Genomic DNA, 24,292 nt, shown 5'->3' with positions numbered 1-24,292 from the left:
TACGTCTGCTCTTTTCTGTGATTAAATCCGTGAACATCAGCGAGATTTTACCAATCTTATTTATTTTTACTAATCAAGTGGTCCAGTTAACTCACCTTCCCACTTACTTACTACTGCAGTTGCAATACTGTTACCAATAACATTTGTTGCAGACCTACCCATATCTAACAATGGGTCAATACCAATTAATAGTGCCAATCCAGCTTCTGGGATATTAAAAGTAGCAATTGTACCTGCAATAACCACTAAAGATGCACGAGGAACACCTGCTATACCTTTACTGGTTAACATTAAGATTAACAACATGGTTAATTGTTTATCCAATGGTAAATGGATGCCGTAACATTGCGCAATAAATATAGAAGCAAATGTCATGTACAGCATAGAACCATCAAGGTTAAAAGAATAACCTAAAGGCAAAACAAAACTTACAATTTTATCTTTACAGCCAAAACGCTCTAATTGCAATAAGGTCCTTGGATAAGCAGCTTCGCTACTTGCAGTACTAAAAGCCAACATAACTGGCTCTTTCATCCTGTTCATTAAGTTAAATATTCTTTTCTTTAAGATTAAATAACCCACTAGAATTAATAGTAACCATAAAATGAGCATACCCGAATAAAACTCACCAATAAACAGGGCGTAAGTAGACAATACACTAATCCCCTGTTTGGCTACAATTGCCGCCATTGCTCCAAATACTGCAAACGGCGCAAAATTCATCACATAACCAGTAACCTTTAAAATGATGTGAGCTACAGAATCGAAAAACTCGATAACCACTTTTCCTTTTTCACCTATGGCAGCCGTAGCCACACCAAAAAACAAAGAAAAAATTACAATCTGTAAAATCTCATTAGTTGCCATTGATTCGGCAAAACTTTTAGGTACAATGTGCGCAATAAAGTCTTTTACCGACAAGGCAGTTGCTTTAATTCCAGTTTCTGTATGGCTACTTGGTAATGGCAAATTCATGGCTTCGCCTGGTTTCCAAAGGTTTACCAAAAGCATACCTAATAACAACGACATTAAGGAAGCACTGATAAACCACAACATCGTTTTCCCACCTATTCTACCAACCGCTTTTATATCCCCAACCTTTGCTACACCAACTACAAGAGTTGTAAATACCAAAGGCGCAACAATCATTTTTATTAACCTTAAGAAAATATCACTCAGCAGCGTTAAAGGCTCTAATCCTTTCTCTCTAGCAACTTCATTTTCCTTTCTAATTTTAACCTGTTCGGCTTTTTGAGTTTTTAAAACTGCATATTGTGCTACCGTTGTATCAGGTAAATTACTCATTTGAGTTTCAATCTTTTTTACCTGTGTATCAGCGCTAACTATTGCGTTATTATTTGTGCTGAAATTGTTTACGTTTAGGTAATAACCCACCGCTACACCAACTATAAGTGCTATAAAAATAAATAGCGTAAGTTTGTTTTTATTAGACATTTCTCAGTTTTAGGTTTATATCAAGGTGTAAAACTACAATAATAAAATTATTCTCTAAAGAATGTTGATAAAGCATTAGTTATTTTACATATTTGGGCGTAACAAAAGTTACCCCTTAACATCTAAACTCAAATTAACCATCGATTAAGTGAATCAAAAAGACGTCTTATTTAAGGAAATTTTCGACAAGAACTCCAAGAAGATTTTTCACTTATGTTATGGTTATACAGGCGATAAAGATGCTGCTAACGACCTTTTACAAGAGACATTCTTAAAGGTGTGGCAAAACCTAGATAAGTTTAGAAACAAATCATTAATCTCTACTTGGATTTATCGTATTGCCGTAAACACTTGTTTAACTTATTTACGCTCAGAAAAAAGACAGGCTAAAGATGAGCTAACAGAAAACATTATAGAAAACAAGGTTGAAGAATTCTCTGAAAAGAATGAACAAGTGGCCCTACTCTATAAATCGATTTCTAAGCTAGAAGAGAACGATCGTTTAATCATTACAATGGTTTTAGATGAATTACCTTACAATGAAATTGCAGATATATCTGGCATTAGTGAAGGAAATTTAAGGGTGAAAATTCATCGTATTAAACAAAAACTGACAGAACTATACAATCAACATGCAAGAATTTGATCACATAGAAGCACTTTGGGCCAAGCATACGGTTGATGTAAAAATATCTGCCGATGACATGCTGAAACAGGCTAAAAAAGAAGTAAATGGCATGCGCACCAAATCGCTTTTAAACATGGGTGTCATGGTACTTTCTGCTGCAGCCATGGTCATGTTGTGGCTATTTTACGATGTGCAAACTTGGACTACACACGCCGGCATTAGCATCATTATCATGGCTATAGCTGTTTATACCATCATTTTATATAACAACTATAGCATTATTTCGAATAGCGATTTTACGGTAAACCCTAATGAATTTATAAGTAGTTTGAGGCTATATCAAATCAAACGGCTGGCATTATATAATAAATTGTATTGGTTTTATGCCATTGCCCTTTCTTTAGGTACCATATTATATTTTGTGGAGATTTTAGACCACATGAGTTTATGGGCGCAAATTATTGCATTAACCATTAGTTTTGGTTGGATGATTTTCTGTTCTACCTTAGTTAGAAAAGCCGTTATTAAAAGGGATAAAGAAAGAATAGCCTTATTGATTGAAAAATTTGAACGCATTAGCGGGCAGTTTCACGAACACTAATAATTTATTGGCACGGCTTTCGTTCTATACCATCAAATGAAGAACGATTTTAACACTTACCTGAAAATAACACCAATATTCATCATTCTATTTTTCTGTGGATTTAAAACCCAAAACACGCTTTATCCAGAACAAATAGATTGGGAAAGTCATTTTTTGGCAAAACCCGATAGACTTTCTCCCTATGCTGCCCTAACCGTTACCAATTGGCACTATAGCTACACTTCTAAAATTTCTGGCAATAATTTACATATCGACTTTAAGTTCTCTGGTGGCGTGGTACCTTCACAATCATGGGTAAAGCCAGATAGAATAAGTGCAAGAAAAATTAGCAGACAATTGTTAAATCATGAACAAGGTCATGTTAACATTAATTTCCTGTTACTTAAGGAAGGTGAAATTCAAATCCGTTTTCAGAAATATACAGTCTCAAACTATAAAAGACTTATTCAAGCTAATGCCAATAAAATAGGTAAATATTACAGCGATATGCAAGACCGATATGATGTTGAAACCAAACATGGCTCAGATTTAGAAGCACAAGCTAGATGGGATGATTACATCAGAAGTGAGATGAATAGGTACGAAGATTAAGGTTAACTATTGCCGCAAGAATGCGGTCAATAAAGCGAATATTCGCTGCATAAATTGAATAAAGTTGATTATTCAAAATCAGTTTTTCAAGATCATTGGTTGCTTACAGTTAATTCCCATCAGCCCATTGTCAATCAATTCAATCTAGCATCACTAATCTTACGTAACAGGAATGATGCATTTCCTATACACTAATTACCCCTTTTTAACCTCTGTTTTATCGTCAATTTTCTTACAACTGATTTGTTTGAGTTAAAACATAAACAACTATATAACAGTATATTAATTCAATAAAAATAAATATAAAATTTAACTATTGAATTTAAAATGATAGCATTAAAATGGCTGACGGCATAGTGTTTGTTTAAACACCAATACATCAACTAAAAATTATCATGAAAACAAAAACTAACAATTTTATTAAAGGTATTGCCTTAGCAAGTGCTTTGGTGTTATCTATTTCATCTTGCAAAAAAGATGACGACAATCCATCTTCATCAAACGTAAGTTTAACACTTGTAAACACCGTTGATGGCTCTGCAGCACAGGATGTGTATTTGAACGATTCTAAAGCGAGCACATCAGCAGTTGCCTACGGAAGCGCTACCACTAATTTAAGTACAACAGCAGGTTCAAAGACAGTTGCCTTTAAGAATACTGGAACTAGCAATGTTACAGCAACTGCAAATGTAAATGTTTCTGCCAATAGCTCTACTTCTTTATACTTGGTTAAACAAGCTAATGGAAATTATGCCATAAACACGTATGCAAACGACAATACTGCAGTAAGTGGTAAAGCTAAGGTCAGGTTCATTAATGTAGCTCCATTATTAACAAGTACAGTAAATGTAACCACCTCTACTGGGGTTGCTTTAATTTCTGCACTCACATTTACCACTGCATCGGCTTATCAAACCGTTGATGCCAATACTACATTAAATGTTAACATGACTGGTTCATTGGAAGTAACTACCATCGCGGGAAGCGAATTACAGGCTGGCAAAATTTATACGGTTTGGTTTGATAGTTCTACTGCTACTAAAGTAAAATACCACGTTGTGGTGCAAAACTAAGTAATACCATTAACCTAAAAAGCTGTTACCCGAATAGGTAACAGCTTTTTTCATACTTTAAATGTTGATAACTAGATTATAGCACTAAGATTTAAAGCACTAATTTAGTTGTACAAACCAATGAACAACAATGCCAAATTTTGAATGTCTTTATTTCTTAGAAAACTTTTATCTCTATATTTTAGAAATAAAAAGAACAGATTTACCTAAAGATGCGGGTGCTGAAGCTATTTTCAAATGGCTGATGATAGACAAGGAAACATTAACCATTACCCCATTAAGCTTTAATTCTATGGATGCAGCTGGAGAAATAGAAGAACGTTACTTTGAAGAAGGTTACTTAAAATTTAACAACAGCATTGGCACTTTCATAGAAAAATACAATTCTGCACAACATCCCTTAGATAGAAGATTAGAATGGAAAATAGCCACTCCATTATCAAATGCGATCATAGAAATGATGGCAAATGAAAGTCTGAGTCACCTTTAGCTTCTTAAGATTGATGAAGTATGTGATACACAATTAACCAATTACACAATTAACCTCCCGATAGCTATCGGGATAACCAACGCTACAACTTGCCAAATCAACTCAACGGTAAGGTAAACCAGAAAGTACTTCCTTTTCCTAATTCGCTCTCAACACCTATTTCTCCACCATGCCTGCTTATTATTTCCGAGCTGATGTATAAGCCCAAACCCAAGCCAGAAACTTGCGCTCCCGTTTCATCTGCCCTGTAATATCGATCAAACAAATGCGGTAATTTATCTGGCGCAATACCGGGCCCTTTATCAATAACAGCAACCTTTGCAACATCACCAAGCCTCTCTACAGCAATAAATATTTGCTTAAAATCTGGCGCATACTTAACCGCATTATTTACAAAATTAACTACCACTTGTTCTATCCGGTGTTCATCTGCTAAAACTTCGAGTGTTTCATTTCCTTCTACTACTAATTCATATTTACCTTCTTGCCTAATATGTCCACAGCAGTTTTCTAACATACCAGCAATAACAAAAGGTTTTTTATTCAATCTAATCTGACCTTCATTCATTCGGCTTACATTCAACAAATCTTCTACCAATTCAGATATCTTGCCCATACTTTTGGTAGACTGCTCAATTAACCTAGGTAAAAGTGGTGTTGGATTAGCCTTCATCCTTTCTAGGAGCTGCAACGATGCTTTAAGGCTTGTTATTGGAGTTTTAAGTTCATGGCTGGCAATAGAAATGAAATCGTCCTTTTGCTGCTGTAAGCGTTTGTATTCTGTAACATCTAAAACCGTACCCAACAACCTTGTCCTTTCACCAAACTCATTGTAATAAACCTTGCCCAAAATCCTTACCCATCTTAAAGACTGGTCTGCAAATAACAATCGGGTTTCATAAAACAACCTACCTGTAATTTTTGCTTTTTCGTGAGCTTCATCACTTAAATTCTTATCTAAAGGATGGTAAGTTGCTAAAATTTGATTTCGTGAGACATTATGGTCAAATCCGAATATTTGATTAAATCGGTCTGAAGAAGTTAGCTCATCAGAAATATAATTGTATTCATAAGTACCCATTTCTGCAGCCTCTACCGCAAGTCTTACCCTTTCTTCAACATCCTCAATTGCTCTTCTTGCCTTTACTTTGTCGGTTACATCTATTACCACCACCATAATTGATGACACCGTACCCAAACCATTGCTAACGGGTTCGTAAACAAAATCCAGAAACACAGATTTGGGGATTCCATTTTTAACCAGCACTACCTCATGTTCCATTGCCTTAAAGGGAATTGCTGTATCTACTACATTTTGCAGTACCGGCGCATAACTTTCAGCTGCCTCAGCTACAGCATCCCAAATGGTTCGGTTTTCAATTTCTTCACGTTTCCTACCTACTACTTCCAGGTATTCATCATTTACTTCAATCACCATTAAATCATTAGCCCTGATTACGCATATTCCAAATGGAGCCTGTTTAATCAAATTTCTAAACCGATCTTCGCTTATTGCTAATTCTCTATGAGAGAGTTCTAACTCTTCTATAGATGACGTAATTTCTTCATTAAGTGCAGACAGCTCTTCATTTGAAGTTGCCAATTCTTCATGTATTTCTTGCAGTGCTTTTTCAGCTAACTTTCTTTCGGTAATATCTACACAAGAGCTAATATAACCAATAAATGATCCGTCATTAAAGAAACGAGGTGTGCCTTTTTTCAATAACCAATGATAATTATCTTCAGCATCCTTTACCCTAAACTCCCCTGTGTAAGAAACTTTATCGACTAGGGCATTACGATGAGCAGCCAAATAGTCTTCCTTATCATCTGGATGAAGTAAATCTATCCATCCCTTTTCTAGTAATTTTTTCAGTGCACGTCCTGTTGTTTTAGACCAAGCTTTATTGAAATAAAATGGTTTTCCATTTACGTCACTAACCGCAATTAAAACATCGGTTCCCTCTGCCATTGTCCTAAAACGCTCTTCACTTTCGGCAAATTCCTTTACACGCTCCTCAACTCGTTTTTCTAATTCATCATTCAACAAGGTCAGCTCTTCCCTACTTTTAGATAACTCTTCATTAATAGCTAGCATTTCTTCATTTGCTGCTGCTAACTCTTCATTTAACGATTGTTCCCTTAAGAGTAATTCCTTATTTTCTTTAGCTTGATTTAATTCTTCTCTATTTAGAAAACGCTCAGTGACATCTATTGCACTATGCAATACACTGATTACTTTTCCATTTTCATCTTTTATTGCCCTATATTCAAAATCAAAATAAAAGGTTTTTAGTTCACCGTTTATAACCAGTTCAGCTGCAGTATCGTTACCAGAAATAGTTAATCCTTCTCTCCAAACTTTAGCAAACATTTCAATAAAAGGCTGACCTTTTAATTCTGGTAAAGCGTCTTCCAAACTTTTACCAATTACACTTTTGTCCCTACCCCATATATGAAGCATAGCCTCATTTGCAAATTGGATTTTTGCGTCTTCACCAATATGTATTGCAGTAGCAGTTTTACTTAAGGCAAATACATGCACTAATTGTTCAAGGGTTAAAAAAGATGCTTCTAGGCTCATTAAATATATAAAAGATGAGTAAAAAACTAAGTTATGGATAACATTGCAAAATTTAATAATACTAATACCTTAATCAACCAATAATGTTTTAAAAAATTAGCTATTCAGCTGATCTATGGCTAACCAAATAAATCCATTTAAAATTATTTACAATTTGATGTTCTTGTAAAATACAATATGGAGCTCCCATCTCCTATCTTTGGCGCTTTATATTTACCATGAACACCAATAGATTAAAGACCGAAAACCAAGGGATTGCCACAATACTAGCCTTTGCACTCATACCACTTTCTGGTTTTGCTACAGATGTTTACATTCCCTCTTTACCAACCATGTCTAGGGAACTTGGGGTATCTGATTTGCAAGTGCAATTAACATTGGGTATGTTTTTGATCAGTTATGGCGTTGCACAACTTTTTGTAGGTAGTCTTTTAGATAGTTTTGGAAGATACAGAATTGGATTGATAAGCCTTTTTGTTTTTGCCATGGCAAGCATATTAATTGCCAACACTTCAAATATCTACTTTATTTATGCCATGAGGATTGTACATGGCATTACTGTTGGCGCTATCGTAGTATCAAAACGAGCATATTTTGTAGATGTTTTTTCTGGCGACCAGCTAAAGAACTATCTCAGTATGTTCTCTATCATTTGGGCTACCGCACCAATTATTGCTCCTTTTGCTGGCGGTTACCTACAGAGTTGGTTCGGTTGGCAATCTAATTTTTACTTCTTAGCTGTGTTTGCCCTTATCATTTTAGTACTTGAGCTCATGTTTAGTGGAGAAACCATAAGACAAAAAATGGAATTTAGTTTTCGTAAAATCGCAAGCGTATATGTAGATATGGTAAGCACTAGTAGTTTTACCCTGGGTATCGTCATGCTTGGTTTATCATATGGCATGGTCATGATTTACAACATGACAGGCCCCTTCATCATCGAACATCAATTAGGGCATACGCCAATTGTTGCTGGTTACAGCTCCTTATTATTGGGCAGCGCAGTAATGTTAGGTGGTTTCATGGGAAAATTAACCATTAACAAACCTTTTTTTGGCAAGTTAACCGTAAATCTGGGTCTTCAATTCTTTTTCTTGGTGGCCATGTTCATTAGCCTTGGCTTTATCCAAAACCTTTATTCATTGGTGTTTTTTGCTTTCATCATTCACGCTTGCTCTGGTTATACTTTTAATACCTTTTTTACTTATTGCCTCTCTAAGTTTCCAAAAAATGCAGGTATTGCAAGCGGCTTAACCGGTGGCATCAATTATGTAATTGTATCTTTTCTTAGCTATGCAATCATTGCTGCCATCCCTGCCAAGGATGAGCTTAATTTAGCTTCCAGTTATGGCATATTAATTGGCCTATCCCTATTGATCATGCTCCTTATCTTTAAGCTAGACAGAAGAAAAACTACTTCACGTAGCGCCCAATAAAATCTTTTCTAGGTATCATGTGCAAATAAGCATAATCGCCATTAGCTTGTTTGCGTTGTTTAAGCTGGTATAGAAAATAACCTCCCAAATCTATAATGATTGGGCACTTAGCTTCGTACCAAACACGATGTGGATTAGACCACCTAAAAGAATAATAATGAGCCGTTAAGGGAATATTTCTCAATTCTGGATGATGAAAAGTCATCACCTTTGGTTGTTCTATACCCAAAAGCAAATCACTTTTACGAACCATGGTAAGGTTGGCCTTATGACAAAACTCAAAGGCATCAAGCTGTAGACTGTCTACATCAGGCAGATGTTTCAATATTTTAAAGCCCTTAAATTTGGCGCCATTAACTACCCAAACCAAATTAGGATAAAAAGCTTCCCTACTACGAAGTTCTTCTAAGGTAATAGGCGAATTTTGAAATTCTATTGCGGTGGAACATGGAGTAAATACATCTGCCCGATGATAATAACCTTCAATTTTATTTAAGAATGTTTTTTCCCGATAGTGTGCTGGAAATGCTTTTTTCCACTCACTATGCCATAACGTCTCTCCAGGATAAAATCGCAATGCCCTTTCTCCTATCTCTCCATCAACTAATTGCAATTCTATTATAGGCATTTTCTGGCTCATTAACATTTGTATGTTACAACACAAAAATAAATGAAATGAACCTAGCTATAAAATAGAATGCATTCTTTTTTAGAATAATCTACTTAATTGAAGCACATTACCCTTTAACCAAAAATTTAGGGCAAAAAAAAACATCCGCCCAAATGGACGAATGCTCTCAATTTATGAAGGATAATCGATTAGTCTATCTTAACATTAACTGCGTTTAGGCCTTTTTTGCCTTGCTCGATATCGTAGCTTACTGAATCATTTTCACGAATTTGATCAATTAAACCAGATACATGTACAAAAATTTCGGCATCACCATTAGCTGGTACGATAAATCCAAAACCTTTTGTCTCATTGAAAAATTTTACTGTTCCTTGTTGCATTATATTGTATTTTAAATAAAGTACAAATATAGTTTAAATATTTGAAAAACAGTAATTTATTAAAATCTATTATTTTATGTACTTAATTCACACCACGGAAATCTTTTATTAATTATATAACTACCTTTAAACCAAATGAAAAATACAATAAAAACAATAAGGCTTACCTTGTTACTTAATTTATTTGCACTGTTTACCTTTGCGCAAACTGAAAGCAACTATAGTAAAATTACCATTGCTAAATTTGTGAAATATTATAATGCCAATCAGCAAGACAGTGTTTTCTCTATTTTTTCACCAAAAACACAGCAAGAGCTTCCATTAGAAAAAACAAAAGCCTTTCTTACGCAATTAAAAAGCAGATATGGCAATATCAAACAAGTTGATTTTCAATCTTATCAAAATGGTTTTGGTGTTTATAAAACAGAATTAGACAAAGGTTTATTAACGTTAAGCATTGCAGTAGATAATAACAAAGCCATTACTGGTCTTTTTGCCAAACCTTATGAAGCCGTTATCGCCGCTAAAATGCTTAGAAACATTAGCCCAATGCAATTGCCTTTTAAGGGAGAGTGGACTGTTTTTTGGGGTGGAGATACCAAGGAGCAAAATTACCATGTTGCGGTAAACTTCCAAAAGAATGCCTTTGATATCATCATGACTAACCAGCAAGGAAAAAGTTATAAAACAGATGGCAAAACCAACGCCGATTATTACGCTTTTGCACAACCCTTGTTAGCACCTTGCGATGGAGAAATTGTATTAGCGGTTGATGGCGTAAAAGACAATATACCTGGTACACTTAACCCCATGTTCACGACTGGAAACTCTATTTTAATTAAAACTAAAAATAACGAATACATCCTTCTAGCTCATTTTAAACAAAACACCATTACAGTTAAACAAGGAGATAAAGTTAAACAGGGGCAACAGTTAGGCCTTTGTGGTAATTCGGGCAACTCTTCAGAACCACACCTTCATTTTCATATTCAAGACGATGAAGATTTTTATCATACCATGGGTGTAAAATGTTATTTCAACCAGTTGCAGGTTAATGGGGTAAGCAAATCAGATTATTCGCCAGTTAAAGGAGATAAAATTAAAGTGGCTAATTAATAAAAGCATTTGTAACCAAAAAAAGTCCAGTATAAATACTGAACTTTTTCACCGTCACAATTTGAACCTAACCATCTTGTGAAGGCTAAACTGGTAGGTTTACACATACATCAACCCAAAAAACCTCGATATAAATTTTTTAGGAGCCTACCAGAATTATTTTAAAGTAATGGTACCAATTGAGGTGTTTTGTCCCAGACTAACATTTACATTATTTATGGTACTATCTCTATAACCTGCAAGAGGTACAAATTTAACAGCATAAGAACCTGCAGCTAAACCACCAACTGTAAATTTACCACTAATTGGATCTGCCAAGGTACCAACTGTATCTGTTCCCTTAATTACCAATATCTCTGGTCTTGCAGCCAATGGCAACACAGTTCCAGAAATAAGGCCCGAAGTAACAGCAGTAATTCCTCTTACAACAGGTTTAAGCAGGTAATCTCCATTTCCTAGTTTAACAATAGATTTAGCCGCATCGAAATCTAGCACCAAGGAGTACGTAACTCCTGGTACCAAAGTAGGGTTGCTTGTTAACTTAACTTTATAACCTGAGCTTTGACCGCTTGGGGTTTTTAAAGGTTTTACAACTCCTTTTTCTACAATGGTATTGCCATCGTTAAGCACTAACCTAACCTCTGTAATTTCTCCACTAGGCATGTCTCCTGTTGCAACCAAGATATCAGGGTTTGAAGTTCCAATCCTAAAATCCAGGATATTAAATGTTGTTGCTGTTGAGGCTAAAACGTAAGATTTTTCATCCGATATCAAAATGATTTCCTTTACATTAAGGTTAATCTTATCGAAATCACCAGGGGCATCTGTCATTCGAACCTGAATTTTTGTTGTGCCACTTGCGTTATCACTATCTTTTTTACAGCCAATAAAAATAGCCAGCAGTGTTACCAACAGTGCCGACGAATAAGTTAAAATTCTATTTTTCATAAGTTTTCATATTTTAGTAATACAAATTTGCTGGGTGATGATGAAATGAATATGAAATCTTAAAGTTATTTAGCCATGAAATTTCATCTAAATTTCATCTTGCTAGTAGACATTTGTATGGGTAATTAATCAGGTCATGTACAGTCAATCAATTTTTAAGTTAACCAGCTGTTTAGCATTAGTGGTATTGCCATTAATTGGCCTTGCCATGGAAATTGAACAACCGATTGGCAGAATTAATTTGATGCACAAAAGTTTTGCCTTAAAAATAGATAGCATTAAACCCCAGCAAGAAAAGCAGGACGAAAAAAATTCAAAGTCGAAAACCACCGCCAAAACTCAAGAAAAAAAGCCTGAAATTGCTACCGTCCCAAAGTCTCGCAAACAAATGAGGCCCACAGTTGTTAAACCAAAAGTGATAGTTAAACCTATCAAGGTAATTAAACCAAAAATAAAGAAACCATAGCGCATAACCATGAGGCTATTCTTTTTAATGCTCATCATTTGTGTATGCTCAACAAGCGCAATTGCCCAACAAGACAGCGCAAAAACTACCACCACTACAGTTGCTTTACTATATAATAGCGATATCAGTTATTATGGCCAGGCTACTACAGAAAGATATCCATATATTTTAGCTAACGCAACAGTTCGTTTTCCATTTGGTTTATACCTATCAGCCGGGGGCTATCAATTGTTAAATTACGGTGGTAGTTTGTCAGAAGCTGATTTAGGAATTGGCTATGAACATGACTTTAATGATAAATGGAATGCAAGTGTTAGTTATACCCGGTCTTTCTTCCCTAAAAACTCCCCGCTTTTGGCTGCTTCTAACGAGAATAATTTTAATTTGAGTTTAGCTTATACTGGCAAATGGCTTAAAACTAGTTTAGCAGCAGATTATGCCCTTGGCAAACAACAAGATTTTTTTCTAACCCTAACAAACTCAAAAGAAATAGACCTTGGTCACTTTTTAAGTGAGCATAACCTCATTAGTATTGAACCTGCAATAGAAATAGTTGCAGGCACAAGGCATTTCTTCGAAACCTATATCGTAGAAAAAGAAAAGCGCAATAATGGGAATGGTAAAGGACAGGGCAACACTCAAACTGTGATTACTTATACCGACGTAGCGAAAAATAGTTTTGAACTATTATCTTATAATTTCAAAATTCCATTGACCTTAAGCAGGTCAAATTACATGTTTGAAGCGAACTATCAATTTTCTATATTAGGTAGCAAGTCAAATGCAGATCTAAAGTCGCATAATTCTATTTTTGGCTTGGCATTTTATTATCAATTTTAAACGCTTAAAATGAAAGTCCTGATAATTGAAGATGAAAAAACAATGGCTTTCGAAATGGAGGCATCTTTAAAAAAGGCCTTTTACCTATGCGACTTAGCGCATTCCTTTAAAATAGGGTTAGAAAAATTAAAACTTAATCAATATGATTTTATTTTAATTGACTTAAGTTTACCAGATGGCGATGGCCTAGACCTACTTAAGGAAGCGAAAAAACATAACGCCGAGGCGGCATACATTATCATCACTGCCAGAACCAATTTAAAAGATAGGATAACAGGTCTGGACCTTGGTGCAGACGATTACCTGCCAAAACCATTTTATTTGTTAGAGTTACAATCTAGAATGCAGGCCATAGCCAGGCGAAAATTTAACATTGCTGAAGATTTACTCTCTATAGGGAATTTCCAAGTGGATATTAAACGAAGGCAAATTAAATATGAATTAGAAGAAATAAACCTTTCTCGTAAGGAGTTTGATTTACTAAGTTATTTATTGCTCCATAAAAACAGGGTACTTACCCGGGTACAGCTGAGCGAACATATATGGGGTACTTTTGTAAATGACGACTATGATTCTAACTATATTGATGCTCACATTAAAAACATCAGAAAGAAATTAAATTGCCATGCCAATACAGATTGGTTAGAAACCGTGCGTGGCGTAGGTTACAGGGTAAAGCAATAACATGAAACTCTCTACAAAATTAACCTTATTTATTACTGGCTCTAAGTTAGCCATCGTACTGCTATTTATCATTACACTGCCTTTTTTGGTAGAACAAATTGCCTCTCAATTTACCAACTACACCTTAAAACAGCAACGCAAAGAAGTATTAAAAAATATCAACAAAAATGGAATAGCTTATTATTTGCAAGGCGATGAGAGTTACGGTAGTTATACCATGTTAAAAGAAGAGTTTGTTGCCTTATTACCTGTTAATAAAGACTTAAAGGCAGACACCATTAAGGATGCACAGCGAATTATTGAAAACGACACACTCTCCTATCGCATTTTAAGTGAGACCTTTAAATTCCAAAACAAGAATTACCTTTTAGAAATAGGTAAAACAAGTGCAAGTATTAACCAGTATAATAAGCAATTACAACAGTTTGCTTCTTACGTACTTGTAATATTGATCTTGCTCTCCATCATTATAGACCTAACTTTTATCAGGATGGTCATTAAGCCTTTATCAAAAATCATTAAGACTAGATTAATCAACAGGAAATTCCCTTTTAAGTTAGATGAGCATCCCGTAAAAACTTCTACCACAGATTTTAAATACCTTGATGAATCCCTTGCGCTATTAATGACACAGATAAATGAAGCATTTTATAAGGAGAGAGAATTTACCTCTAATGCTTCCCATGAGATAATGACACCTATTAGCATTCTACAACATAAAATGGAAAACTTGCTGGCAGAAGAAGATCTTACAGAAAGTGCAGCGTTGGCCATTATTGAGATGATGAAAACATTAAATCGTTTGAAAAAAATATCAAATTCATTATTGTTAATAGCCCGAATTGAGAACCAACAGTACCAAGATAAAGAAGACGTTAAACCTTTAGATTTATTTAACCTAATTATTGAGGAAATAAGCCATCGCTTAGAAGAAAAAAACTTAAATATTCAGCTTAAAATTAACAAGGATATGGTGCTAAGAGAGATCAATAAGGATTTATTATATCAGCTATTTTTCAACCTGGTTCATAATGCTATTAAGTTTAACCGCGAGGGCGGAAATATTTCAATCTCCGATAATTTTACTGCAAAAGGCGAGTATGAAATTAGTGTTTCAGATACTGGAACTGGCATTTCAACAGAACAGTTACCTCATATTTTTGATCGTTTCATTAAATCTAATGCGACTGAGAATTATGGTTACGGCCTAGGACTAACCATCGTAAAAAGCATAGCAGATTATCATCATTTAAACATACAGGTAGAGTCAGAACTAAATGAGGGAACTAAATTTAAAGTGTTTTTTTTAAATTGGAAATCTACCAAGCAATGATCAATAGAACCCATTAGCATTAAGGCTTACCCTGGCTATCTTTTTTAAATATGGAATAAAGAACAAGCAGTCCACCAAAAATAGATATTAAGCCAAGTATAAAAGAAGTAGTATCATTCATGAGGTACCAGAAATAAAAAAGGCAGTCAAAGCATGACTACCCCTTTTGTTTAGATTGTGTTCATATAACAGCAATTAATTCCTATTGTTTTGCTTTTTTAAAGCTCAGTTATCACATTTCTGGCACATCCCTCATTTAAATGAAGCCCTTAATGTGCTAAGGGCTATTTAAACTGTCAAGCAAATCCCATTAATAAACCATACTGCCCAAATAAGTGCTGGTTGCAATTTGCGACCTGTCATCAGCAATGAAAGAAATCCACAGGTGCATCTCTTTGCCTTGGAACATTGGGTCAAGTAAGAGGCTCTCCCTTCCAGTAGCTCTTTTTGCTCCACTGGTCATATATTCCGCACGTTTGCCATTGATATCATAGGCCAGCAACATCACTTGATCATTAGTACGTGCATCGGTTACCTTTCGCGAACCAGAATGGTTTGAATTGTTGTCCCAAGTAAAATGAAAACCTGCATCATCCTTTTGTACTTTTACGCCTTCAGCCCCCGTTAAATTACCAACGCTTAAAACTACTTTATCATATTGTATGTTTCCATCAGCATCCATTGCGTGAAGCATATTGTAGGACTTGGCCGAGTTGTAAGCACTATTGTTATTCTCCTTGCTTGCCAGATTAAACCCTGAACGTAAAAAGTACAGTACCGGCCCCAGAAAATGCTGCATGACCGTAAACTTAGATCTCGACACCTTTTGCTTTGTAGATCCTTTTTTATTTGCAGCGCTTAGTTTAGGCAAGCCCCTAATTCTCCACTTACCGTACATATAATAACCTACTACACTACCTGCTTTACCGCTAAAGCCTCCATTTACCCCGCCGTCTAAACTTGCCATATCGTTTTCATTTAGTTAAACATATATTCTAAGTTAGGAACGATTAATGAAGAGTCCAAATATAAAATGAATTATAGTTGTATGTTAAACGTAGTTTGGTCGAATACATTTGTCATAACTACGTCTGAAGTTCGACCAAACTACGTCTAAAGTACGACTAAACTATGGAACAGATGTAATTCCTTTACCTCTCAGAACTGAAGCAAAAGCACAGGTTAAGCAGGCGTTTATTAGAAAGCCAAGGTCAATTATACCGCAGCCATTGGCATTTAGTAAATCTTTCTATTTGCTGAACTTTCTTAACTCAACAAAAATAAATACCTTGTTGGCTGATTTGTTATTGGTAAATATGGAAGAGATAAACTGGGGCATAATTGGTTGTGGAGATGTAACAGAAGTAAAAAGCGGACCTGCATTTAACAAAATACCCAATTCAAAGCTAGTTGCAGTGATGCGAAGGGATGCTCAAAAAGCTAAAGATTATGCGACAAGGCATCAAGTACCAAAATGGTATGCAAATGCCGATGAATTGATCAATGACCCGGCTGTTAATGCCATTTATATCGCCACCCCTCCCTCTAGCCATACCGAATATGCCTTAAAAGCCATGGCTGCTGGCAAACCTGTATATGTAGAAAAACCAATGGCACTTAGCTATCATGATGGCAAACAAATGGTTGATGCCGCTAATGCCAATGATGTAAAATTAGTGATCGCACATTACCGTAGAGAGCAACCATTTTTCCTAAAAATCAAATCTTTAATTGATGAAAATAGCATAGGAAAGATTCGTTTGGTTAACCTTAGTTTTTTACAGCCATCCAATAATGATGTAATTGCAAAAAGTGAGGCCAACTGGCGTATTGATCCGTCCATTTCTGGAGGCGGATTATTCCATGACATGGCCCCACATCAACTCGATTTGATGCTTTACTTTTTTGGTGAGGTTGAACGTTGTGGGGGGTTATCTACATCAACCACTAACAGCATAGCCGACGACTTGGTAACTGGGCAAATTCAATTTAAAAACAATACTATATTTAATGGGACTTGGTGTTTTAACGTGGCCAAGGCAGACACTACTGACCAATGCGAGATATATGGCGAAAGTGGAAAGATTAGCTTCCCTATTTTTGGTAACCAGCTTAGCCTCACTCAGAATGATCAAACAACAATTTACGAAGCCGAAGCACTAGCGCATGTACAACAACCGATGATAGCTAAGGTAGTAGCTTACTTTTTAGGCAACGCCGAAAATCCTTGCAAGGGCGAAACAGCCTTAGAGACCATGAAGTTGTTAGATGCTTTTACCCAAAAACAAAGCTAAATCACATGACAATGAATAAAGGATGGTATTTATTTGAGGAGAGTGAAAAGTTAGATACGCCTTCATTGGTCATTTATCCACAACGTGTATCACATAACATTCAGTTACTCAAAGACACAGTTCCTGGAGTTGAGCTTTATCCGCATGTTAAAACCCATAAATCTTTAGAGCTTACCAAAATGCTATTGAGTGAGGGTATTAAACATTTTAAATGTGCCACCATCACAGAAGCAGCAATGCTAGGTAAGGCTGGTGCAGTGGAAGCTTTGTTGGCTTACCAACCAACGGCATTAAAACTGCGGCGATTAATCCAGTTAATTAGGCAATATCCACAAACCAAATATGCCTGTTTAGTAGACAATATTAATTCAGCTCAGCTAATTGAAAACATTGCTCAAGAAAACAGCTTGATTATCTCGGTTTATATCGACTTAAACGTCGGAATGAACCGCACAGGAATTAATTCAGCAGATGCCTTCGAATTATTTATCCAATTACAAGATTTAAAAGGAATTGAATTTGCAGGTTTGCATGCTTATGATGGTCATAGGAATGAAGTAGCTGTAGCCGAAAGAACTAAGCAGGTTGAGCTTAGTTTTGAACCTGTAGAAAAATTAAGGAACCGTATAGAAGCTGCAGGTTTTGCCTTCCCCAAATTAATTGCAGGCGGCTCTCCTACTTTTGCCATTCACGCTCAGCGTAAAAATGTAGCGGTTAGTCCGGGTACTTTTGTGTTTTGGGACAAAGCCTATCGCGAACAGATAACAGAACATCAATTCGAATTCGCAGCATTGATCCTAACCAGAGTAATTTCCTTACCGGCTAAGGATAAAATCTGTTTAGACCTTGGCTATAAAAGCATTGCAGCAGAAAAGGATTTATCACAACGTGTACAGCTTTTAAATGCACCCGAACTCATCCCTCATAGCCATAGCGAAGAACATTTGGTGATGCAAGTTAAGGAAGGTCATCCTTACCAAATCGGCGATTTATTTTACGCTTTGCCAGCGCACATTTGTCCTAGCGTAGCCTTGTATAATCGTGCTTACATAGTCGTGAATGGCAAACTACAACAACCTTGGTTAATTAATGCAAGGGATCATGATGTATATCAGGATTGAGGAACAGTTATTTTCTCAATCAAAAACTGGGCGCTTTCGCTAGATGGAGAAAATATTCTCAACTCTAAACCTATCATCAAATTGCCCCTTTATAATCACTTGAACTTCCCCCATCTCCTTCCAAGAAATTTTACGTAAAAAATCAATAAACTTTTCACTTTCAAAATGATTATAGGCACCGATAAACAGATTTGTTTCCAAATTTTTAGTTCCACCATACCAGGCATTTGGCAATTTATCGTCATTGACTGAAACAATTTCAAATTCATTCTGGTTATAACTAAACTTCTCCAATTCCTCCAAAATTTCTTGCTCATTTTCACTCAACGAAAATGACAATATTAAATTTGTTACATTGCTCATATATAATCTATGGTTTATATGTCTTCGTTATATTAAATCCCTTACTCTGGCAAGTATTTCAATGTGCCTAATCAAACCCAAAATACAACAATTAACCTAGCTTCTTAAAACAAAAAGTTCAGTATAATTTCAATATGCTTACTGGTTCTGTATATGAGCATTTTTTCGGAGACTTAGCCCTTGCGCTAGATGGGTTCTTTCTTTATGGAGTACAATTATTTTTATTACGATAATCTAGAAAAGCATCAATGAACTTATTTGTGCTATCCCGTGTTGAGTTGGGCAAATTATCATTAAATTTTTTGTCCTGTGTGTCTATGTAAAATATTCTATAATAACGGTAATTTTTAGCTATTTGAGCATTACATATTGTAGATGCATAAAGATATTGTTTATCAGATCTGTTTGTACTCATGCATTCGCAGTAATCCTTTGCTGCCGCTTCACCATCTATTTGGTCGGTACAGGARGATAGRGAAATCAATAAAAGGAAAAAAATAGTGCATCTCATAATTTAGTGATTTTGGATTTATACCCCACTCTGGTGCAAGTCTTAAGGCCTAAGCGAAGCAGGCCGCGACTTGTGCCTTCATTTAATTCAAATAGCATGTTACTCGTKTCCAATATATAAAAAGTTCAGCAACCTTTCATCTGCCGAACTTTGATATTATTTGATCGAAGGCACAAGTCACGCTGCGCTTAAGACYTGCGCTAGTGGGGGAATTTAGCGTGAATGTTATCCCACACTGGCGATTAAGCAATTATCTCCCGTTTAATTTATGAAGCGTAAATACGCCCTCATCATCAAGGTCGAATATAGTGATGGATGAATTTTCTTGTACAATGCGTCTATAGTTTGTTAATGGCATACCCAACTTATGGGTCATGTAAAAACGATTAAGGCCATTGTGCGCTACAACAACAATGGTTCCGTTCTTGTGCTTCACCATCATCTCCTCAAAAAAGGAATTTACCCTATCGATTATAGCTTGTCCATTTTCTCCATTCTCACCCGCAGTAGCTAGCGCCGGATTATCCATCCACTTTTCCCAGCAAATGGGATCTTCTGCTGTAAACTCCTCTTTGGTCTTCCCTTCCCATTTCCCAAAATCTATTTCAATCAGCCTATCGTCTGTAACCACATTGCTTCCAGTTGCAATTTCTGCGGTTCGTTTTGCTCTTTTTAAGGGCGATGAATAGACCGCATCGAAATCTTTGTCCTTTAACAAGGTATAAACTTGATTAGCCTGATCCAATCCTTTTTTAGTTAAATCGATATCTGTTCGGCCACAATAGCGATTTCCATCTGCATTGTATTGGGTTTCTCCGTGACGTAATAAGTAAACATTAAGCATTTATTGAGGGGTTAAAAATCCTTTTTCTTGTAAAAGGGCTATAAATCTCAAATATATAAGCTGATAACGATCAACCAATTCTTTTTCTGGTAAAATTTCACTTTCTATCACAGTAAGTGCTTTTGTTGCTTCAGTTAAGTTGTCAAAATGCGTTTTAGAAGCAGCCAATATAGCTGCGCCTACTGCACCAGAAACATGCTTCATTTTATAGATGGGCTTATTTAAAACATTAGCCCTTATTTTAAGCCAAACCTCACTGTTACTGGCACCCCCTGCCGTAAATACCCGATCAACTTTTTCATTTGATAAGGCCTCAATCAACTCAAAGGCATATCGCTCAATAAAGGCCACACCTTCCATGTTGGCCGTAAATTCTTCGGCCCTTGTTAAGCCATCAACCTTAAAACCTAGTGCTTGAGGAGCATTAAGTGGAAATCGCTCGCCTTTTTGCAATAATGGATAATTAAGGTAGCCCGTGGGAAATAAACTTGCTGCTTGTTCGTTTAAGGAGATTAAATCGGCTGCAAATTCCTGCGTCACCCAATCTGCCCCTGTATTACTTGCGCCCCCTGGCATCCAAAAACCTTCAGGGTGCCTGTGACTGTATATTCTTCCTAAGGGGTCTAACACTTCATTTTTAGTAACGCCTTTCACCACCAAGGTAGTGCCAATGGTTGTATTCCAATCGCCCACATTCATGGCACCAGAAGCTATTTGAGAAGCGCAGCCATCGGTAACTCCAGTGGTAATTTTAACGTGAGAAGGCAAGCCCAATAAACTAGCTAACTCCCGATCAATCTGGCCTATTACCTCCCCAGATGGGTAAACCTTCGGCAGCCATTCTTTTTTTAATGGCAGTTCTTCATACAAATAAGCAGGCCAATAAAAATCGGCCACATCAAAGCCAGATTTAAAGGCATTGGTATAATCGCTAACTCCCCAAATGTTGCTTAATTTCCCTGTAATGTAATCTGCTGCATGCACCCACTTATCAATTTGATTAACCTTTGCTGGATAAGTTTCTACAAACCAAACCATTTTGGCCAAACCTGTTGAAGAGTTAAAAGCAGTAAAACCTTTATTGTGATACTTTAATGCAGCCTTTGTACATCTTTCTGCCACCATACTCGAACGCTGATCGCTGTACATGATGGCATTGTGTACGGGCTCGTTATTTTTATCTAATGGAATAACCGTTCCTGAAGTTGAGGTGACAGCAATCGACACCACATTTTTGAGTACTTCCTCATCTGCCTCACTTGCCAACTGCTGTAATGATTTTAAGCATGAATGCCACCACATGATGGGCGATTGTTCTTCCCTAGAAGATTCGCTAAGTGGAAACACTTCTTCTACTGAGCGTACTAAATGACCTTCATGATCTAACAAGGCAATTCTTGCACCCTGTGTGCCAATATCAATCCCGATAAAATAAGCCTCCATCAATTAAAAGTTGCTTTGATCGCTTTTCTGGTTTCTTTCCATTTTTGATATTGAGATTGATAGGCCTCATTTACCAAGGGATCAATTGTTTCTATGGTGTGCGCTACAATTTGACTTTCTCCAAGCGCATTATTGCAAATGATGACCCCTCCCATAACAGAAGATTGCTGATAACCTTTTCTAATGGATACTTTTTTACCGATGAGTGAAGCGATAAATTCCCTCAATAAACGACTCTGAAAACCACCACCACAAGCCCAAACAAAATCCTTTTCATGTAAGGAGGTATTGGAAAGTGTATCAAAGTTTTCTTTAATACTGCAAGCAATATCCCATAATGCGGCGTATATAAATCCAGCTCTGGAAATTTGATGAGAAACTGGCACATCGAAAATAAAGCCACCTTTGGTCATCGAACCTTTTTCATCAGCCACTAAAGAACCAAGTGCCGCAAAGCAATTGTTATTTTGGAGTGCGGCAACTTCCTTTTCAATTACCTCATAGCCTTCATTCGGGTAAAAAATCTCCTTTAAGCGTTGATAATTTAATCCCGTAACACCAGCATTGGTTTCGAACATGAAGCTATGCTCATCAACATGTCTGCCTGTCCAGGTACGTTGTTTTTCATCTAATACATATTCAGCCGTTAATTTAATAATTGGCGTTGTAGTTCCAGAAACGATAATTACATCGTTCGTATCTGGCTGTGTGCCTACTACAGCAAGTTGCGTATCTGCCCCACCAACAATTACTTGCGCCAAGGGCGAAATGTTAAATTGTTGAGCTTGATCACTTTTAATCAAACCTAAACTGGTTCCTGAAGTAACCAGTTTGCGTAAAATGGAGGTCTCTAAATTAAATGCGTCGGCTAACTTTTTAGACCAGTTTTTTTGAACGACATCATACAACAATGTTTCTGAAGCCTGCGAATGTTCATAGTGCAACACGCCACTTAATTCATATTCTACCCAATCGCTAATGCTTAAGAATGTAGAAAACTGATTCCATATTTCCGGCTTCCTATTGCGCACGCCGACCAATTTCATGGCAGAAAACAAGGAAGTTGGGTAACGTCCTGTTAAATCGTACACAAAGTTTTTATCTGCAATGTCATTTTCCCACTCCCGACCACGATGATCAATATTTGGCAATCCAATTAAGGCCTTGCCAGCGTGATCTAACAATACAATTCCTTCTCGTTGACTTGTAGCCGTTAATCCGATAACCTTAACTTCTCCTGCCTGCTGTAGGGCATCCTTAGCCAATACAATGATCGAATCCCATAATTGATTTGGATCAAAATAGATAGCATCTGGATAGGCCTCATCTTTGATGTACTCGATATCACTTCGTTGGATCCCTAAAATTTCTCCTTCTTTTGACGCTACGGCAACTCGTAAATTACCTGTACCTACGTCTATAATAATGTATGCTGCTAACATCTTTATACTGTTGCTTGTTGATTGTTGCTTATTTTACTTGTAGCATACCACGCTAATAATTTTTTATTTAAAATGTTCACATGGTGATCTTCTACCTCATGGGTTGCCCCAGCGGTATGTGGTGTTGCCAACACATTAGGGTGATGGATTAACCGATAATCTTTTTCATCTGGTGGCTCATGATCAAAAACATCTAAAATAGCCCCTCTTATCCTCAAATTCTCAATAGCAAATAATAAATCATCACGATTAACCACGCTTGCCCTAGCTGTATTTACAAAAATTGAAGTCGGTTTCATTCTCGAAATTAAAGATTGATCAATCATACCAATTGTTTCTTTATTTACGGGCAAATGAACAGAAACAATATCGCTACTTTCAAAAATATCTATCAATGAGGTTTTTTTATATTCAACTGAATCTTCTACAAAAGGATCGTAAAATTTAATGTCGCAGGGGAAACATTTAACCATTTCGGCAATCCTCCTTCCCACTGCCCCAAAACCTACCATACCAATTGTTTTCCCGGCTAATTCACTGCCTTTAAACTGCAAATAAGACGTATGTTCGCCTGCTTCCCAGTTTTCGCCAGTTAGCCATTGCCAACTTGGTATGGTATTGCGCATCAAGTTAATCACGTTAGCAATAAATAACTCTGCAACCGCCTGTGCATTTCTTGCTGGGGTATGAAAAACGGGTATGCCGTATCGTTTGGCGGCCTCTAAATCAACGTTTGAAGGTGTGCCCCTACAAACGCCAATAAACTTTAAATGAGGAAAATGATCAATAACTTTTCCCGACACTTCATCATGCTCGGTAATTAAGGCATCTGCTTTTGTCTCCCTTAAAAGGTCAATTAACTCTTGTTCATTAAATGCCCTTTCATTTCCTTTCCATTCTTTATAAACCACTTCACCAAAAGTTTTTTGTAATTCCTGCTGTCCCTGCACATGATATGGCGCTGTAATTAATATCCTCATTCTATTATGGCGTTTTTATATTAAAAATCTATTTA

The 24,292-nt window shown here is 36.4% G+C and carries 24 protein-coding genes; 13 read left to right on the top strand and 11 right to left on the bottom strand.

The features are described 5' to 3' along the window. Positions 1-69: 69 nt before the first annotated feature. Positions 70-1,455, bottom strand: a complete 1,386-nt coding sequence (locus tag EZ428_RS21825) for a dicarboxylate/amino acid:cation symporter (RefSeq protein WP_131555463.1) — start codon at positions 1,453-1,455, stop codon at positions 70-72. A gap of 148 nt (positions 1,456-1,603) precedes the next feature. Here EZ428_RS21825 and EZ428_RS21820 point away from each other — a divergent pair, with 148 nt between their 5' ends. The 5 genes from EZ428_RS21820 (at position 1,604) to EZ428_RS21800 (ending at position 4,841) form a co-directional block, all read left to right on the top strand. After that, positions 1,604-2,101 (top strand): RNA polymerase sigma factor, encoded by a 498-nt coding sequence (locus EZ428_RS21820; protein ID WP_131555462.1) that lies wholly within the window; start codon positions 1,604-1,606, stop codon positions 2,099-2,101. Next, a complete protein-coding gene (locus EZ428_RS21815; protein ID WP_131555461.1) occupies positions 2,088-2,684 on the top strand; it encodes a hypothetical protein in 597 nt (198 codons plus the stop codon). Before EZ428_RS21820 ends, EZ428_RS21815 begins: the two co-directional genes overlap by 14 nt. Before the next feature lie 36 nt (positions 2,685-2,720). Further along, complete coding sequence (locus tag EZ428_RS21810) at positions 2,721-3,278, top strand: DUF922 domain-containing protein (protein WP_131555460.1); 558 nt, start codon at positions 2,721-2,723, stop codon at positions 3,276-3,278. 395 nt (positions 3,279-3,673) lie between these two features. Further along, positions 3,674-4,351, top strand: a complete 678-nt coding sequence (locus EZ428_RS21805) for a DUF4397 domain-containing protein (protein ID WP_131555459.1) — start codon at positions 3,674-3,676, stop codon at positions 4,349-4,351. A 130-nt stretch (positions 4,352-4,481) separates the two neighbouring features. After that, positions 4,482-4,841, top strand: coding sequence for a hypothetical protein (locus EZ428_RS21800; protein ID WP_131555458.1), 360 nt, complete (start codon positions 4,482-4,484; stop codon positions 4,839-4,841). A gap of 97 nt (positions 4,842-4,938) precedes the next feature. Here EZ428_RS21800 and EZ428_RS21795 read toward each other — a convergent pair whose 3' ends face one another. Then, positions 4,939-7,425, bottom strand: a complete 2,487-nt coding sequence (locus tag EZ428_RS21795) for a PAS domain S-box protein (RefSeq protein WP_131555457.1) — start codon at positions 7,423-7,425, stop codon at positions 4,939-4,941. A gap of 218 nt (positions 7,426-7,643) precedes the next feature. Here EZ428_RS21795 and EZ428_RS21790 point away from each other — a divergent pair, with 218 nt between their 5' ends. Further along, complete coding sequence (locus EZ428_RS21790) at positions 7,644-8,861, top strand: MFS transporter (protein ID WP_131555456.1); 1,218 nt, start codon at positions 7,644-7,646, stop codon at positions 8,859-8,861. On the opposite strand, the gene EZ428_RS21785 is transcribed toward EZ428_RS21790, so the two are convergent. Both EZ428_RS21785 and EZ428_RS21780 read right to left on the bottom strand, forming a co-directional pair. Next, positions 8,839-9,489 (bottom strand): competence protein CoiA family protein, encoded by a 651-nt coding sequence (locus EZ428_RS21785; protein ID WP_131555455.1) that lies wholly within the window; start codon positions 9,487-9,489, stop codon positions 8,839-8,841. The two genes, EZ428_RS21790 and EZ428_RS21785, sit on opposite strands and share 23 nt — an antisense overlap. Before the next feature lie 191 nt (positions 9,490-9,680). Next, positions 9,681-9,872 (bottom strand): cold-shock protein, encoded by a 192-nt coding sequence (locus EZ428_RS21780; protein WP_131555454.1) that lies wholly within the window; start codon positions 9,870-9,872, stop codon positions 9,681-9,683. 135 nt (positions 9,873-10,007) lie between these two features. Between EZ428_RS21780 and EZ428_RS21775 the strand changes: the two genes are divergently transcribed. After that, positions 10,008-10,988, top strand: a complete 981-nt coding sequence (locus tag EZ428_RS21775) for a peptidoglycan DD-metalloendopeptidase family protein (RefSeq protein ID WP_225871117.1) — start codon at positions 10,008-10,010, stop codon at positions 10,986-10,988. A gap of 156 nt (positions 10,989-11,144) precedes the next feature. Here the strand turns inward: EZ428_RS21775 and EZ428_RS21770 are convergent, their stop codons facing one another. Continuing rightward, complete coding sequence (locus tag EZ428_RS21770) at positions 11,145-11,936, bottom strand: DUF4382 domain-containing protein (RefSeq protein ID WP_131555453.1); 792 nt, start codon at positions 11,934-11,936, stop codon at positions 11,145-11,147. Positions 11,937-12,072: 136 nt separating this feature from the next. Between EZ428_RS21770 and EZ428_RS21765 the strand changes: the two genes are divergently transcribed. From EZ428_RS21765 to EZ428_RS21750, 4 genes are read left to right on the top strand one after another with little or no spacing between them, the layout of a single operon-like run. Then, positions 12,073-12,402, top strand: coding sequence for a hypothetical protein (locus EZ428_RS21765; RefSeq protein ID WP_131555452.1), 330 nt, complete (start codon positions 12,073-12,075; stop codon positions 12,400-12,402). Positions 12,403-12,411: 9 nt separating this feature from the next. Continuing rightward, a complete protein-coding gene (locus EZ428_RS21760) occupies positions 12,412-13,242 on the top strand; it encodes a hypothetical protein (protein ID WP_131555451.1) in 831 nt (276 codons plus the stop codon). A gap of 9 nt (positions 13,243-13,251) precedes the next feature. Next, positions 13,252-13,926, top strand: coding sequence for a response regulator transcription factor (locus EZ428_RS21755; protein WP_131555450.1), 675 nt, complete (start codon positions 13,252-13,254; stop codon positions 13,924-13,926). Position 13,927: 1 nt separating this feature from the next. Continuing rightward, entirely contained in the window at positions 13,928-15,259 is a 1,332-nt protein-coding gene (locus EZ428_RS21750) for a sensor histidine kinase (protein ID WP_131555449.1), read from the top strand. A gap of 310 nt (positions 15,260-15,569) precedes the next feature. Here the strand turns inward: EZ428_RS21750 and EZ428_RS21745 are convergent, their stop codons facing one another. Next, on the bottom strand, positions 15,570-16,226 hold the full coding sequence (locus EZ428_RS21745; protein ID WP_131555448.1) for a DUF6266 family protein: 657 nt from the start codon (positions 16,224-16,226) through the stop codon (positions 15,570-15,572). 262 nt (positions 16,227-16,488) lie between these two features. On the opposite strand from EZ428_RS21745, the gene EZ428_RS21740 reads away from it, so the two are divergent. Both EZ428_RS21740 and EZ428_RS21735 read left to right on the top strand, forming a co-directional pair. Beyond that, entirely contained in the window at positions 16,489-17,553 is a 1,065-nt protein-coding gene (locus tag EZ428_RS21740; RefSeq protein ID WP_317126465.1) for a Gfo/Idh/MocA family protein, read from the top strand. Positions 17,554-17,564: 11 nt separating this feature from the next. Continuing rightward, positions 17,565-18,674 (top strand): D-TA family PLP-dependent enzyme, encoded by a 1,110-nt coding sequence (locus EZ428_RS21735; RefSeq protein ID WP_131555447.1) that lies wholly within the window; start codon positions 17,565-17,567, stop codon positions 18,672-18,674. A gap of 39 nt (positions 18,675-18,713) precedes the next feature. On the opposite strand, the gene EZ428_RS21730 is transcribed toward EZ428_RS21735, so the two are convergent. The 5 genes from EZ428_RS21730 to EZ428_RS21710 form a co-directional block, all read right to left on the bottom strand. After that, the gene (locus EZ428_RS21730; RefSeq protein ID WP_131555446.1) at positions 18,714-19,037 is read right to left on the bottom strand and encodes a hypothetical protein; all 324 of its coding nucleotides are present in this window, start codon (positions 19,035-19,037) and stop codon (positions 18,714-18,716) included. A 761-nt stretch (positions 19,038-19,798) separates the two neighbouring features. Continuing rightward, complete coding sequence (locus tag EZ428_RS21725; RefSeq protein ID WP_131555445.1) at positions 19,799-20,392, bottom strand: histidine phosphatase family protein; 594 nt, start codon at positions 20,390-20,392, stop codon at positions 19,799-19,801. Then, positions 20,393-21,835 carry an FGGY-family carbohydrate kinase gene (locus EZ428_RS21720; protein WP_131555444.1) on the bottom strand — a complete coding sequence of 481 codons (1,443 nt, stop codon included), beginning with the start codon at positions 21,833-21,835 and terminating at the stop codon, positions 20,393-20,395. Then, positions 21,835-23,277, bottom strand: coding sequence for an FGGY-family carbohydrate kinase (locus EZ428_RS21715; RefSeq protein ID WP_131555443.1), 1,443 nt, complete (start codon positions 23,275-23,277; stop codon positions 21,835-21,837). Before EZ428_RS21715 ends, EZ428_RS21720 begins: the two co-directional genes overlap by 1 nt. Before the next feature lie 2 nt (positions 23,278-23,279). Then, positions 23,280-24,257 carry a 2-hydroxyacid dehydrogenase gene (locus EZ428_RS21710; RefSeq protein WP_131555442.1) on the bottom strand — a complete coding sequence of 326 codons (978 nt, stop codon included), beginning with the start codon at positions 24,255-24,257 and terminating at the stop codon, positions 23,280-23,282. Positions 24,258-24,292 lie beyond the last annotated feature (35 nt).

Origin of the sequence: Pedobacter frigiditerrae, from assembly GCF_004331645.1 — a bacterium.
GTDB lineage: Bacteria > Bacteroidota > Bacteroidia > Sphingobacteriales > Sphingobacteriaceae > Pedobacter > Pedobacter frigiditerrae.
The sequence above is the reverse complement of the archived record's forward strand: the minus strand, read 5'-3'. Positions and strand labels throughout refer to the sequence as shown.